Origin of the sequence: Phaeobacter sp. LSS9, from assembly GCF_003443595.1 — a bacterium.
GTDB lineage: Bacteria > Pseudomonadota > Alphaproteobacteria > Rhodobacterales > Rhodobacteraceae > Phaeobacter > Phaeobacter piscinae.
This window is the reverse complement of record NZ_CP031956.1, coordinates 523,460-537,552: the sequence shown is the minus strand read 5'-3', so window position 1 is coordinate 537,552 and position 14,093 is coordinate 523,460. Positions and strand designations below refer to the sequence as shown.

17 protein-coding genes and 1 tRNA gene are annotated in these 14,093 nt (G+C 56.7%); 8 read left to right on the top strand and 10 right to left on the bottom strand.

The genetic code is table 11. The annotated features are described in order from the left end of the window. Nucleotides 1–4: 4 nt before the first annotated feature. Genes D1820_RS02680 through D1820_RS02670 form a run of 3 tightly spaced genes read right to left on the bottom strand, consistent with a single transcriptional unit; the run spans nt 5 to nt 2,570 of the window. Nucleotides 5–526 (bottom strand): flavin reductase family protein, encoded by a 522-nt coding sequence (locus D1820_RS02680; RefSeq protein WP_118067789.1) that lies wholly within the window; start codon nt 524–526, stop codon nt 5–7. Next, nucleotides 526–1,416, bottom strand: coding sequence for an aldo/keto reductase family oxidoreductase (locus D1820_RS02675; RefSeq protein ID WP_118067788.1), 891 nt, complete (start codon nt 1,414–1,416; stop codon nt 526–528). The genes D1820_RS02680 and D1820_RS02675 overlap by 1 nt, the downstream gene beginning before the upstream one ends. Next, nucleotides 1,416–2,570, bottom strand: a complete 1,155-nt coding sequence (locus D1820_RS02670) for an LLM class flavin-dependent oxidoreductase (RefSeq protein ID WP_118067787.1) — start codon at nt 2,568–2,570, stop codon at nt 1,416–1,418. Before D1820_RS02670 ends, D1820_RS02675 begins: the two co-directional genes overlap by 1 nt. 101 nt (nt 2,571–2,671) lie before the next feature. Here D1820_RS02670 and D1820_RS02665 point away from each other — a divergent pair, with 101 nt between their 5' ends. Then, nucleotides 2,672–3,382: a GntR family transcriptional regulator gene (locus D1820_RS02665; protein WP_118067786.1), complete on the top strand. Its 711-nt coding sequence runs from the start codon at nt 2,672–2,674 to the stop codon at nt 3,380–3,382. Nucleotides 3,383–3,390: 8 nt separating this feature from the next. Continuing rightward, a complete protein-coding gene (locus D1820_RS02660; protein ID WP_118067785.1) occupies nt 3,391–4,497 on the top strand; it encodes a Gfo/Idh/MocA family protein in 1,107 nt (368 codons plus the stop codon). Between the two features lie 22 nt (nt 4,498–4,519). On the opposite strand, the gene D1820_RS02655 is transcribed toward D1820_RS02660, so the two are convergent. After that, nucleotides 4,520–5,839, bottom strand: coding sequence for an ATP-binding protein (locus D1820_RS02655; RefSeq protein WP_118067784.1), 1,320 nt, complete (start codon nt 5,837–5,839; stop codon nt 4,520–4,522). 84 nt (nt 5,840–5,923) lie between these two features. On the opposite strand from D1820_RS02655, the gene D1820_RS02650 reads away from it, so the two are divergent. The 6 genes from D1820_RS02650 to D1820_RS02625 all read left to right on the top strand — a co-directional run bounded on the left by D1820_RS02650 (nt 5,924) and on the right by D1820_RS02625 (nt 10,065). Then, nucleotides 5,924–6,838 carry an MBL fold metallo-hydrolase gene (locus D1820_RS02650; protein WP_118067783.1) on the top strand — a complete coding sequence of 305 codons (915 nt, stop codon included), beginning with the start codon at nt 5,924–5,926 and terminating at the stop codon, nt 6,836–6,838. An 87-nt stretch (nt 6,839–6,925) separates the two neighbouring features. After that, a tRNA-Asn gene (locus tag D1820_RS02645) sits at nt 6,926–7,000 on the top strand. 191 nt (nt 7,001–7,191) lie between these two features. After that, the gene (locus D1820_RS02640; protein ID WP_118067782.1) at nt 7,192–7,935 is read left to right on the top strand and encodes an FRG domain-containing protein; all 744 of its coding nucleotides are present in this window, start codon (nt 7,192–7,194) and stop codon (nt 7,933–7,935) included. Continuing rightward, entirely contained in the window at nt 7,935–8,525 is a 591-nt protein-coding gene (locus tag D1820_RS02635; protein ID WP_118067781.1) for a DUF262 domain-containing protein, read from the top strand. The genes D1820_RS02640 and D1820_RS02635 overlap by 1 nt, the downstream gene beginning before the upstream one ends. Nucleotides 8,526–8,552: 27 nt before the next feature. After that, nucleotides 8,553–8,975 carry a hypothetical protein gene (locus tag D1820_RS02630; protein WP_118067780.1) on the top strand — a complete coding sequence of 141 codons (423 nt, stop codon included), beginning with the start codon at nt 8,553–8,555 and terminating at the stop codon, nt 8,973–8,975. A gap of 85 nt (nt 8,976–9,060) precedes the next feature. After that, nucleotides 9,061–10,065, top strand: a complete 1,005-nt coding sequence (locus D1820_RS02625) for an Eco29kI family restriction endonuclease (protein ID WP_118067779.1) — start codon at nt 9,061–9,063, stop codon at nt 10,063–10,065. On the opposite strand, the gene D1820_RS02620 is transcribed toward D1820_RS02625, so the two are convergent. From D1820_RS02620 to D1820_RS02595, 6 genes are all read right to left on the bottom strand, one after another. Next, complete coding sequence (locus D1820_RS02620) at nt 10,062–11,174, bottom strand: DNA cytosine methyltransferase (RefSeq protein WP_254683348.1); 1,113 nt, start codon at nt 11,172–11,174, stop codon at nt 10,062–10,064. The genes D1820_RS02625 and D1820_RS02620 overlap by 4 nt on opposite strands. 221 nt (nt 11,175–11,395) lie before the next feature. Continuing rightward, on the bottom strand, nt 11,396–11,860 hold the full coding sequence (locus tag D1820_RS02615; RefSeq protein ID WP_118067777.1) for a hypothetical protein: 465 nt from the start codon (nt 11,858–11,860) through the stop codon (nt 11,396–11,398). Nucleotides 11,861–12,196: 336 nt separating this feature from the next. Beyond that, nucleotides 12,197–12,400: a hypothetical protein gene (locus D1820_RS02610; RefSeq protein WP_118067776.1), complete on the bottom strand. Its 204-nt coding sequence runs from the start codon at nt 12,398–12,400 to the stop codon at nt 12,197–12,199. Next, a complete protein-coding gene (locus tag D1820_RS19045; protein ID WP_162894065.1) occupies nt 12,397–12,741 on the bottom strand; it encodes a hypothetical protein in 345 nt (114 codons plus the stop codon). The genes D1820_RS02610 and D1820_RS19045 overlap by 4 nt, the downstream gene beginning before the upstream one ends. 169 nt (nt 12,742–12,910) lie before the next feature. Then, the gene (locus D1820_RS02600) at nt 12,911–13,363 is read right to left on the bottom strand and encodes a hypothetical protein (protein WP_118067774.1); all 453 of its coding nucleotides are present in this window, start codon (nt 13,361–13,363) and stop codon (nt 12,911–12,913) included. Further along, nucleotides 13,360–14,019, bottom strand: coding sequence for a hypothetical protein (locus D1820_RS02595; protein WP_118067773.1), 660 nt, complete (start codon nt 14,017–14,019; stop codon nt 13,360–13,362). The genes D1820_RS02600 and D1820_RS02595 overlap by 4 nt, the downstream gene beginning before the upstream one ends. Nucleotides 14,020–14,093: the final 74 nt, after the last annotated feature.

Here is a 14,093-nt window from a genome sequence, read left to right as displayed (position 1 = left end):
GCCGCTAACTTGAGGCGGCGATCTGGCCCATCTGACCTTTGTAGAATGTCAGTGCATCCCCTTCTTCGCGCATGGTGGCGCGGTCCACATGTCCCAGTACGATGGCGTGGTCCCCTCCGTCATGGATGGCTGAGCGGGTGCATTCGAAACGCGCCAGACAGTTCTCCAGAAGCGGCACACCGTGCTCGTTCTGCGCAAGCTGCAAATGGTTCAGCCCAAAAGCATCTTTTGCGACCTGCCAACACAGATCATCCTGATCCGCCGCCAACACATGGATGGCGTAGTGGTGGGCCTCTTCAAAATAGGGAAAGCGGCGCGAGTGACGGTCTGGCGACCACAGCACCAGTGGCGGCGTCAGCGAAACCGAGGTAAAACTATTGGCGGTGATCGCCACCACCCCCTGCTCGGAGGCTGCCGTGACAATGGTCACGCCCGTCGCAAAGCGGCCAAAGGCATCGCGCAGCAGCCGGGTATTGTCAGCCGCCGGGACGAAGCTGCGTTTGCCCTGCCCTGCATGCGCGGACATCATGCGACCTCCCGGCCCAATGCCGCCTCATACAATTCAAACCACGTCGGGCGATCCAGCTCGACCTTCAGTGCGTCGGAGGCCTGCTTGATACGCTCCAGATTATTCGTCCCCAACACCGGCAGGATTTGCGCCGGGTGCCGCAGCAGGAAGGCTATAGCAACCGCGGCGCGGTCAACACCCTGCGCCTGCGCAATCGCGTCCAGCCGTTCGGCCAATTGACCGCTGCCGGTCATTAAGCCTCCGCCGCCAAGCGGCGACCAGGCCATCAGCGGATGGCCCTGTCGCTGATGAAAGGCCAGATCGCCATTGGTGAAAGGAGTGACCTCAGAAAGCGAAATCTCAATCTGATTGGTGGCCAGCGGTGTTTTCATGGCAGATTGCAGCAGTTCCCAATCCCAGGGGCGGAAATTCGACACACCCACGGCGCGCAGCTTCCCTGCGGCGACCAGCTCATCCAGTACCGCGCCGGTTTCGATATGATCCATCAGCGGATCCGGGCGGTGGATCAACAGCAGGTCGATGTGGTCGATTCCCATCTCCGACAGCGAGGTTTCCACTGACTGGGTAATATGCGCCGAAGAGGTATCGTAGTGCTTGACCGTCGCATCGGCATAGCGACCGACCGGGGCCACGATATCGCATTTGGTCACGATCTCCATCTGATCCCGCAATGCCGGATTGCCCTTAAGCGCCTGCCCCAAAATCCCCTCAGCCGTGTACCCGCCATAGATATCCGCCTGATCAAAGGTGGTGATGCCCTGCGCCAGACAGGCCTCAATCTTGGCTTCGACATGGGCGGTAGATGTATCGCTGTCATCGCCCAGACGCCACATGCCATAGACCAGACGGCTGAAATCCAGCCCTTCTGCGATCTTGATACGTTCCATCAACGACGTTCTCCATTCCCTAAGGGTGTTGCCGGGGTCGATTGCGGCACCCGGCCATATTCATGCGGCAGCGAGCAGGTTTTCAGATGTGGCATCACCCGCGCCCCGAAATGCCGCGCTTCCTCCAGATGCGGATAGCCGGACAGAACAAAGGCGCGGATACCCATTTTTTGATAGGCTTCTAGCTTGGACATCACCTGATCCGTCGACCCAACCAGCGCCGCCCCACAACCAGACCGCGCACGTCCCACTCCTGTCCAGAGGTTTGGCTCGATAAAGCCGAATTCATCCGCGATATCCCGGTTCTTTGCCTGATGCGCGACACCGAGCGAGGTGGCATCAAGCGCCCGGTCTCGGATGGCCTTACCCTGCGCATCATCCAGTTTTGAAACAATATGATCAGCGTATTCATAGGCTTCCGCCTCGGTGTCACGCACGATGACATGAACCCGCAGCCCGTAATCCAGCGTGCGGCCATAGGTTTCCGCTACACTATGCACGGCCTTCATGCGCCCCGCGAGCTCTTCCATCTTTTCCGGCCACATCAGATAAACGTCACAGTGTTCACCGCACAGCTCCAGCGCCGACGGAGAGTAACCACCGAAATACAACAGTGGCCCACCAGTCTGATAGGGCTTGGCCGGATCGGTTGTGAGCCCCTCGAACTGATAAACCTCGCCCTTGTGGTTGATCTCATCGCGGGTCCAGGCTTGCTTCAGGATCTCCACCACCTCGCGCGATCTCTGATATCGGAACGCGCTGTCCGCTTTCTCGCCTGGAAAATCGGAAGAGATGATATTCACCGTCAGCCGCCCTTCCAGCATGTGGTCCAGCGTCGCAAGAGTGCGCGCCAGCATGATCGGCTGCATCTCACCGCAGCGCACCGCTGCCAGCATATTGATCCTGTCGGTAATCGGCGCGCAGCCCGCCACAAAGCTGAGAGTGTCCTGCCCGACCTGATAGGACGACGGGCACAGGATGTTGCGAAACCCCTGCGCCTCGGCCTCTTTTACGATGTCCGAACAATGCGCCCAGGATGACCGCAGATCCCCGTCCGGCACACCAAGGAACTGGTAGTCGTCGGAGCAGAGCGCGGCGAACCAGGACACTTCAACCGCATCAAGATCCGCAGATGTTACCGGAACAACGCTCATCACCCTCTCCCTCGCGCTTTGCAACTTAACTCTTGCATAACCCGCGCCTTGATGTAGATCAATGGTGTATCAATTTTTTCCACATCGTGACGATTGGCCCCATGTCCAGCTCCCGCACCTCTGGCACCGCCCTGCCACTTTATCTGCAGATCAGCGAGGCGCTAACGCGCGAAATCGCGGCCGGGCGGCTGGCGGATGGCGAACGCCTGGCACCGGAACGCCAACTGGCACAGACCTATGGAACCACCGTAAGAACGCTGCGCAAAGCCCTGTCAGAGCTGGAAAAACAGGGTATGCTGGAGCGCATCCAGGGCTCAGGAAACTATATCCGCACAACGCAAACCATGCCGAGCGTCTATTCAATGTTTCGGCTGGAACTGCCCGGTGGCGGCGGCCTGCCGACAGCGGATATCCTGTCGGTAACAGCATGCGAAAAACCTGCAGATCTGCCAGAGTTCGGGTCCAGCCCAAGGGGCACACGCATCCGCAGACTGCGCTATCTGGACAGCACGATCATCGCCGTTGAGGAGATCTGGCTGGATGCCTCAGCGGGTCATGTGGATCCCGCGCAACTGTCTGATTCCCTTTACCGCTACTACCGCCTTCAGCTGGGATTCTGGATCAGTCGCGCCGAGGATCGCGTCTCGCTTGGGACCGTCCCTGACTGGGCGCCAGCGCAATTCACCAAGCCCCCTGGCACCACGGTTGGCTTTATCGAGCGGCTCAGTTGGGCGCAGGAGCTGGCCCCGGTTGAGTTTTCACGCACCTGGTTTGACACGGAAAGGGCGCTCTACGTTCAGCGCCTCACTTAGGAGGAAACATGTCCGAACCCACCACCTACGGGATCATCGGCTGCGGCATGATGGGCCAGGAACATCTGCGAAATATCGCGTTGCTGGACAACACGGCAGTTGGCGCGATCTATGAACCAAACGCCGCCATGCGTGAGATTTCGGCTGCACTGGCGCCAAAGGCCGTGTTCATGGACAGCCTTGAGGCATTGCTCAGCCACCCCGACCTTGATTGTCTGCTGATTGCCAGCCCCAACTTCTGCCATCTTGAACAGCTGGAAGCGCTGGCCGAACAACGCCCACTGCCGGTGCTGGTGGAAAAGCCGCTGTTCACCAGTCTCGCCGATCTTGGGCGGCTGGATGCCTTTGCCGCGCGCTATGATGCACCGGTCTGGGTGGCAATGGAATATCGCTACATGCCGCCAGTTGCCGCTTTCCTGCGTGATGTCGAAGCAGCCACCGGCGGAGTTAAAATGCTAAGCATCCGCGAGTATCGGTTTCCGTTTCTGGAGAAGATTGATGACTGGAACCGGTTTGACGCCAAATCCGGCGGCACCTTTGTCGAGAAATGCTGCCATTTCTTCGATCTGATGCGGCTCACGCTTGGCTCGGAACCGGTGCGGGTGATGGCCAGCGGTGGGCAGAATGTGAACCATCTGGACGAGCGCTATAGTGATGGCACTCCCGACATCCTCGACAATGGTTATGTGATCGTGGACTTCAGCTGTGGCGCGCGCGCCATGCTGGAACTCTGCATGTTTGCCGAAGGGGCGGAGTATCAGGAGGAGGTCGCAGCCATTGGCCCAAGCGGCAAGATAGAAGCCTTCGTACCCGGTCCGGGCCGGTTCTGGCCCGCCCATCTGGGCACCCCTCCGCTACCGAAGCTGGTGACCTCACCGCGCGCGCCCAAAGGCCCCATCGCACGGGAGGTTCCGGTTGATCCCGATCTGCTGGAGGCGGGTGATCACAATGGATCCACCTTTTATCAGCACCAGAAGTTTCTGGAGTTGGTGCGCGGTGCCCGCGCGGCACCTGAGGTCAACCTTCATGACGGGCGAATGGCGGTACTGATGGGAATGGCGGCACAGATCTCCATCGCTGAGCGACGCAGCGTAGAGATATCAGAGCTGATCTGAGCGCGCACCGGTGACAGAGGGTTTACAGGCCGATCACGATGTCGGCTTGTAACCCCCCGAGGGCAGCACTTTGTTCCAACCGCAGCGTGCCGCCATGGGCGCGTGCGATATCCGTCACGATAGCAAGGCCGAGACCGACGCCACTGCCCAGATCCTGATTGCGCGCCGGGTCCAGCCGGGTGAAGGGGCGCGTCGCCTCGGTCCGGTCGGCCTCAGCAATGCCGGGGCCATCATCCTCAACCCGGATACGCAGAAATTTCTCGGTCATGGCGACGGATACCCGCGCCCGCGTGCCGTAGCGCACTGCATTAGAGATCAGATTCTGGACAGCGCGCCGTATTGCAGATCCGCGCAGCATCACCTTACCCTTGCCGCTCATCTCACCCAGCATCACATCCTTGCCCTGACGGCGCCAGCCATCCACCAGCAGCGTGATCATCACATGTGGGTCGACCTCCTCTGGCTCACTGGTCGAAACCCCGCGCGAAAAGTCCAGAAACGCGTCCAACAGCGCCTGCATCTCATCCACATCCTGCCGCAGCGGCTCGGCCTCCTCATCGTCCAGCATCGAGAGGCCCAGCTTCATCCTTGTGAGCGGGGTTCGTAAGTCGTGGCTCACCCCCGAGAGCATCAGGGTCCGCTGCTCCATCTGCCGTTCGATCCGTGCACGCATGTCCAGAAATGCGCTGCCAGCCGCCCGCACCTCATTCGCGCCGCGCGGCGAGTATGGCTCCGTCCGCCCCCGTCCAAAGGCCTGCGCCGCATCGGCGAGCTGTTTGATCGGACGGAGCTGATTGCGCATGTAGACAAAGGCGATGATCGTCATCAGAAAGCCAAAGGCAATCACTGTCACGATCAGCTGGTGCGGTGCCGCCGCGGTCACCCGGCGTCGATCAAACACCAACGCCATCGGACCGTGATCACTCGCAAGCACCAACTGGACCCGACGGGTGTTGGGGAACTGGGCCGAAATGAACTGCGGCGCTGTGGCCTGCAACGTATTGCGGACCACCCGCCCGGAAAATTCCAGCAGCCCCATCTGATCCAATGGCACCGGCTCCTCCGGTTCCAGAAACCGGATCTGCATCTGCAAGGGCTGCAACAAAGGCTCTGCCAGCAACAACGCCTCCTGCTGACTGGCAGCCGGTGCCATGGTCTGCTCCAGCAGTCGCAATTCCCGCAGCATGGTCAGTGTCATCTGGACCGTCAGATCCTCAAGATCGCGTTTGATGAAGACAACCGAGACCACCAATTGCAGCGTCACGATCGGCACCAGCAGAATAAGTGCCGCCCGCCCGTAGAGGCTGCGCGGCATATAGTGTTTGAGCCATTGAAAGAACATGCGTTACACCTACCCCGCGACCCCGCCGCTGAAAAGCAAAACGCGCATCCTCAGCGCCCCGTTTGTCACCAAGGATCAGACCCGATGCAGGCACCCGATGATTTCAATCCCCCCGCCGGGATCGCCGAAACGCTAGAACCCGGGTTGCGCCGGATCCTGGCCCCAAACCCGTCGCCGATGACCTACCGGGGCACCAACACCTATTTGATCGGCGCCACGGATGTTGCGGTGATTGATCCCGGTCCAGCGAGTGAGGCACATCTGCAGTCAATCCTGACCGCCCTGGAACCAGGTCAGCGCATCAGTCATATTCTGGTCAGTCATAGCCATCTGGACCACTCCCCTCTTGCCCGCCCGCTGGCAGAGGCAACCGGCGCGCCCGTTTATGCCTTCGGGGACGCCATCGCGGGACGCAGCGCCGTGATGACATCGCTTGCCGACGCAGGTCTGGCCGGTGGTGGCGAGGGCATCGATATCGAGTTCGCGCCGGACATCGCTCTGCAGGATGGGGAGACCGTAATCGGCCCCGACTGGCAGCTGGAGGTGATCCACACCCCCGGCCATCTCGGCAACCATATTGCGTTTGCGTGGCGGGATGCCTGCTTCACTGCCGATCACGTGATGGGCTGGGCCAGCTCTCTGGTCTCGCCTCCGGATGGTGACCTGACCGATTTCATGGCCTCCTGCCAGCGGCTGGCCGCGCGCAACTGGCGGGTGTTTTACCCCGGCCATGGGGCCCCGGTGACAGACCCCGCCACCCGCCTTGCATGGTTGATCGACCACCGCACGGGGCGAGAGGCCGCGATCCTTGCCGAACTCACTGCCGGTCCCGCCACCGTCACCGAGTTGACAGCGCGGATATACACCGAAACTCCGCCCTCTCTGCTTGTTGCCGCAGAGCGCAATGTCTTCGCACACCTTGTTGATCTTGTGGGAAAATCCCGGGTTTCAACGGATGGCCCGCTGTCATTCGGTGCGCGTTTCAGACCTCTGCGCTGATCTAGCCGAAACCAGGTAATTTTTTTCCAAAAACCGCAAAACGGCTCTGGACGCCACCAGATCGCACCGCTATACGGCACAGACCGTTCCGGCGTAGCTCAGCGGTAGAGCAGTTGACTGTTAATCAATTGGTCGTAGGTTCGATCCCTACCGCCGGAGCCAAAGATTTCAAGGACTTAGCGCTCAGCCGCTAAGTCCTTTTTCTTTCTGAGCACAGAATAAGTACAGAAAACACTGCCCGGATCGGTGTTCTCGGATTTTGGACGACCTTCCTCAACACCCCGCTCGACTAGCCCACTGCGCAACTGTAAGATGCATGTGATAAGAAGGCAGGGTTTTTAGGCGAGATTTCAATGAAATACGAAGACGTGCAAATCACGGGCATTGGAGAACTGCTGGACGTATTGTCTGAGCAAGTTCCAGAAAACGAACCAGTTTGGTTTCGAGGTCACGCCGACGCGACTTGGAAACTCGATTGCACTCTCGCTCGAAACGGTGGGATGGACAATGAGTTGCCGCTCATACGCCGCTTCGAGCAGAATGCTCTTCCCCTTATCACCAATAGACCAGCCGACGAATGGGAGTGGCTTTTCTTGATGCAACATCATGGCTTGCCAACCCGTCTATTGGACTGGTCAGAAAGCGTGCTGGTCTCGCTCTATTTTGCTGTGAATGACGAAGACGGGAAACACGAAGAAGATGACGGGTGCATCTGGGCCCTTCACCCTCAAGAACTGAACGCAATCTCGCTACGCGATCCGAACGCCACTCAAGTACTGGGCCTGGGAGACGACGAGCACTTTGACGATTACCTTCCAAGCAAAATCGGCGCGCAGCGTCAGACCTTTCAACCGCTTGCTGCGACAGCTGTGAGAAACAACCCAAGAATTCAAATGCAACAGGGTGTTTTTACGGTTTCTCATAGAGACCTTTCGGGCCTCGACGAACTGGACAACACCGATCCTCTTTGGAAAGTCGTTATCCCGGCTGCGAACAAACAGAATTTCAGAGACCAACTTAAGGCCCTTAATCTAAGCAAGCTTTCCCTATTTCCTGAATTGGCCAACGCAGCAGAACATGCACGGAGCTTTATCTAATGGCAAAATTTGACATCAACACTATGTCAGAATCCTCTGTTCTGGATCTGGTCGAATTGAAGCCGGAGATTCAAGTTGACCCCGAATATCAAAGGCCAGGAGGGGTTTGGTCGCTCTATAAGAAGCAGTTGTTCATAGACTCGCTGATCAACCGATACGACATTCCCAAATTCTACTTCCACTACTTGATTGGTCCAAACGCTATCGAAGGCAAGCGATACGCAGTGATCGATGGTCGTCAGCGACTTGAGGCCATTTGGGACTTTGTCGAAGGAAAATTTGCTTTGGGAGCCGACTTCACTGCGCAAGATAACCCAGATATTGCCGCCGCAAACATGACCTACAGCGAGCTTTCGGACAAATACCCTCGCGTTCTGTCAAAGTTCCACACCCGAAGCCTTCCCGTTCAAGTCATAATTGCCGACGAACTTGATTTCATTGAGGACATGTTTACGCGCCTAAATGAAGCCACCCCACTGAACGCCGCCGAGAAAAGAAATGCGTTTGGCGGCCCACTACCGGCCATATTCCGAGACATAGCGGCGCTCCAGTTCTTTACCAGCAAGGTCAAGGTCTCCGGTACCCGTTAGCGCTACCACGACCTTGCGGCTAAGCTCTTGTATCTTGAGCATGTTGGGGAATTTGTAGACACAAAGAAGGCCTCGCTGGACGCCTTTGTGAAAGACTCCAAGGCTGGAAAAGTGTCGGTAGCTCAAGCAACCGTCGAGCACGTTAAGGCTGTACTCACAAAGATGGCAGAAGTCTTTGCTGACAGCGATGTGCTACTAAAAAGTTCTGGCATGGTGGTCGTCTATTACCTGCTGTTCTCGAAGCTACTCTCCGAAAACGCACCAATCAATTTTGGGCGGGCAGAGCTTTCCGGCTTCGAAGACCTTCGAAAGGACAACCGAGCGAAATTCGCTGCCGAGGAAGACGGTGTCGACTTCAAACTGATCGAGTTTGATGAGCTTGCGCAGTCGTCAAACGATGGCTCTGCCATTCAACGAAGATATGAGGTGTTGCGTGAGCGCGTTGCCTAGTGTGTACAACCCCAAGATACACACTTGACAATCGCTAGCAACACCCCCACCTTGTGTACACGATCAATGTACACAAGGAATCTCTATGGAAAATACACAACTTGCCTCCCTTACTGAGCTCGCCTCGATAGCAAATGTTTCTCGTCAAGCCGTCTGGAACTGGTCCAAACGCAAGGCCGACTTTCCCAAACCTGTGTCGGAAGGACCAAATGGTCCCACATACAAGGTCGAGGAATTCAAGACTTGGCTCGAGAACGATGGGAAAGCGATTGGTGGAGCATTAGTCGGAGCCAACTCTGTCGCAGAAGATCTCCTGGCGACTGATCCGAACAAAGCGAGGTCCGCAATTGAAGCCCTAAGTGCTGTTAAGAAAAAGCGGCTGCGGCAAGAACTGACCGCAAAAATGGAGCTTTTGCGGGAACTGGAAGCCGAATTGGATGCGGTCAAACAACCAGAACACATTTTTGACCCATCAAATCCAAACTACATGGGCCGGTTTACTGCTGCGGCCCTGCTGATCCAACCCCGTCACCCCCTTGCGGAAGTCGAAAAATTCTACGGTGCGGGTGTCTATGCGCTCTATTACAAGGGCGACTTCCCTGCATACGAAAAGATTTCAGGAAAGGAGACGCCTCTTTATACAGGCAAGGCTGATCCCAAGATTGCGCATGCTGAAAACCCTACCGAACAGGGCGAGTCATTGAGTCGACGCATCAATGAGCACCGCAAGAGCATAGAGTTGGTGTCCGGCGAAGGTGGCATAAGCCTAGATGATTTTGAAGTTCGGTACCTTGTGACCGCTAGCGGATTTCAGGTAACCGCCGAAAACTTCCTCATCAACTACTTCAAGCCAATTTGGAACAAAGAAACCAAGATCTGCTTTGGCATTGGCAAGCATGGTGATGATGCCAATACTCGGAAGAATAAAAAGTCTCCTTGGGACACATTGCACCCGGGACGCAAATGGGCGCTTGCGAGTGAGGAGCTGAAAACGCCTGCTGAAATAGCTGCCGATATTTCCGACCATCTGGATGCCTTCCCGCCGATAGACGAAGTCGACTTCAAGTCTCTCCTTCTAGGAGCAACTTAAATATTGCCCAACTTGTCTCGCACGCTTTCGGCAACAACTCGACCGAGTTCCACTGGCACGGCGTTCCCAAGCTGACGCATGGTTTCACTCCATGATCCGTGAAATACCATTTGGTCTGGGAAGGTCTGGAGACGCGCTGACTCCCGGATTGTAAAGTATCTTACACTCCCATCCGGTCGTCTTAGCATGTTCTCCCCACCGGGCACGCCGTGCACGCCAGCTTTCAATGTTTTTGCAGGCTCATCTAGAGGGCTACCTGTGTGACCTGGGTAGCTTCTAGCACCTGGTTGAAAGTTATGATCCTTGAACTTTGTTGACCGCTTGGGCGACATTTCCGGGTCCGGCATATCCGAAATCGCATCTCGAACGGTCTTCCAGGCCGCGAAATCTGGTCGCGCGTCTAAACGTGATGCTCGTCGAATCTGGCGCTCCTCCTCAGGGCGATCCTTCTTCGAAACCTTGTGCCGGTCCCAGTATTCTCCGGAACGCCATTTGTCCCAAAGCAATGCATCTTGGGAATGCGTCGTGTCAGGGAAGTGCCAATCAATCGAGGTATCGGATCGAAAGCCAACGATGAAAACACGTTCTCGCTTCTGAGGAACCCCGAAATTTGCAGAGTTGAGCACCCGAAGAGCTACACGATACTCAAGTCCACGGTATCGCCCTTTGGTTTCGTACTCTTCTAGCCGAGCCAAGTGATCCAACCAAGGCTCGTCACACCGTTCGACAAGCTCCGGGTGTCTTAACTGCAGGCGAATGTACTCAAGGTAATTTGCAAAAGTTGTACGGGTAAGACCCTTCACATTTTCAAAGACGAATGCACGGGGCTTCAATGTTCTGATGGCTCGGATCGCATGTGGGAACATGTCCCGTGGATCAAGATGGGCCCGGTGCCTTCCTCCAAGTGAGAACGGTTGGCAAGGGGGGCCACCGGTCACCAAGTCGACATCGTTTTCAATGCTGGCAAAGTCAAACTCTCGGACATCAACCTCGTGGAGAGGCCAATCGGCAACCAATTCCAAGCCCAACTCTCTATTTTGGCGAATGGTGTCGCAAGCCCATTTGTCCCAGTCCATGACCGCTACTGGCTTGAAACCAGCTTGGCTCACTCCCAATCCTAGGCCACCGGCCCCTACGAATAGTTCAACTGATCTCATACCGCTCTTCCGATCATCTTCATCATATGGTGTGAAGATTAATTCTTCCTGATGTCCTACTCGCGGGCGCCGGAAGCCCGCTCCCCAAGATATAGAACATGGTGTGTTTGTCGTACATGGTTTTGTGGTCGCCACTGAGGCAACCACAAAACTGACTGTCTCCGCCTTCTGTACTAACGTCGTTTAGGTACGTCTACGCCCTTCTTTCTCAGCACGGCAGCGACCGAGGCCACGCTACGGGCCGTCGTCTTGGCGTTGGAGAACTCGGCCATGACCCGGTCAACTATGGCCGTATAATCCAGTGCCTCGTCCATCAGCAGTTCTTCGACGAGACGACCGATAGTCCGCTTCGGCTTCTCGGGCGCGTTTTCGGCATCCGGAGCTAACGATTCGGCCTTCTCGGCGACCTCCACCTTGACCTTGTCAGCCGCACAGTCACCGAGGACGCCGCACTCAACCACGATCGATCCGGGATGTTCTCTGCACTTCTTGTCGGCCAGGTCGGGCCGACCGCAGAAGCCGATGGCTCTCCAACCATCATTCCCTTGGACAAGGACGGCATGGGTGTATGTCCGGTCGGTTTTGCGGGTGTGCTCCGATCCATCAGGTGAAATTGCAACATAGGTATATTTGGTCATGGCTGGACTCCGTTTCAGCGTTGATGACCCTACGGTGTCGGGAAACGGGGAACCTGCGAGCCCCGCAATTGGAACCGTTGCATATTGTGATAGGCGCAGGCCACCGCAGTACGTTTGTTTTGAAAACGGGTCACTACTGATATTTTGTTAGCTGATATGTCCTGCTAAGCCATTGATTGGCCTTCCACTTCGAAAGCGGCCGACATTTGGACACAGTGTTGAGCACAGGCTTCACGCCGATTTCCAAGGAAAACGAACGACGCAGCAGGTCTAGCCGGCTGCGTCGTCTAAGGTTATAATGCCTCAAGTGGCTGCAACCACTTGGATTGCTTCGGATCAGTCCAGAAAGTCTACATCAGGAAACTGGTTCCTGGCCAAGACCATAGCGATTGCCGGGGGTACAGATTTGCCCTCGGCGATTTGCTCAGCGACCCCGACCAATTCGCCTTGCAATTGGACTTCCGCGTCATAGAGCTGGTCGGACAATTCGTCTCGGCGTTGTTCCAGTTTGACTGCGTTTGAAATCACCATGCCATTCATGCTGCTTCCTCCGCATCATAGGGCTGGGAAAACGCGCCAATCAGTTCCTGCACGGCCTCGTCAATTGCGTTCAGCGCGACCTCTTCGTCATTGCCCGCAAAGTCCATGCTGTAATGCAAAGCATTGATGAGGCCTGCTCCGTAGAGGTATCCGTGCTTTTCGACCAGGTGTTCGACGAGGCCAACAATGCGAAGTTCTTCCTCGCTGAGCCTTCCCGCTTTCCGCAACCTCTCTACGGTATCGTTCTCGATACAGCATCGAGGAACCGTGATACTCAGACGCACAAGGTCCTGAATGTTGTTGTCGCCCTTGGCGTCAAAATATGGAGTATTGGTATACATCGGTTTTGATCCTTTCCTTTTCCGATGGGGGAGCCCCCGAAAAGGGGCGTCCATGAAAAGGAGAGTCGCAGATCGAAAACCGCTCGTAACCCAACATTGCGGCCCAGTGCTCAAAAGCCACTTAACGAATGGTTAAGTTCCCCGAAATCTGGAACAATAGTAGACAGATTTATCGGAGCGCAGCGCGAGCTTCTTCCAGATCAGATTGGGTCGGACTCCCAGTGGCCAGTGCCGACGCATCATCCAATGTTTTCAACATCATGGCGCCCATCTCGGTGTCAAGCGCACGGGAGTATGCAGCTTCGAATGTTTCCCCCGAGTGACAAATCGATTTGGCCAGCTCGTCGAGCTGTTTCTCGGCTCGTTTTTTCAGGTCTAAAGCCTGCTTTTTCACTTCGTTAGACATATCTGCGGTCCTTTTTGCCGTCTCTTGGGGGGATTTTGCCGCCGCTCGGGCGGACTCAACTTCGTTTTCCAGTTGTGTGACCTCCTGGGCCAACTCGGCGACTTCCTGAGCTTCGGCTTCATCTCGGGCCAACCGCATCAAAGCGTCTTCCAGGTCTTTCTTGCGTGCTTCCAGCCGTGCCAGTTCTTCGGCCTGGCGTTGTCCTTCTTGGCTCATCGGGTGGTCTCCATCTTTTCCAGCTCAGCTTGTGCCTCGCGGGACACATAGGGTTGCGGGGACGATGCCTTGATGCGAAGCAATTCCACCCGGAGGCTTTCGGCCACCCGTGCCTCGGCATCAGCGAGAGAAATGGCGTGGCGTTCTCGGATCGGGGTATCGATGCCAAAAGTGCGGGCGATCTTGACGCCGCCCGACTGGATCAGGGCTTTCACCAGGGGTTCGGCGGCCCGGTTGTTCGTCAGCGCCCGCTCCACGGCGGTCAGGTCGCCTCCAGCACCCGAAACCTGCCCAACGTCCTTGCGCAGGGCATCGGCGTAGGCATCCCATGAAGACGCCAGAGCATTGAGCGCATCGTCCACCGCAGCAGCGAGCTTGGCCCGCTTCGACGAGGCATCAAGTGCGGCCTCAGCACGACGCCGGCGATTGTTCCGTTCGGCACTTTCGGCAGCCCCTCGGCTGCGATCTTGAAGCTCGGCCAAGGCATCGTCCACGATTGCGATCCGTTCAGCCATTGCGGCTGCTGTCCCGCCGGGTTTCTTCCCGGCAATCATGGCCTCTCGGGCCTCGATGCGGGCTTTGTCGAGTTCACCGTTCAGGCGTTCCCGCTCAGCTTTCAATTCGGCAGTGCGTTGGTCCAGTTCCTTCTTGTCCATATCAGTCCTCGTTTAACGGTCGTCGGGGAGCCGGACGGCTAGCTGAAAAGGAGAAACATGCTAGCCGTCCGGTG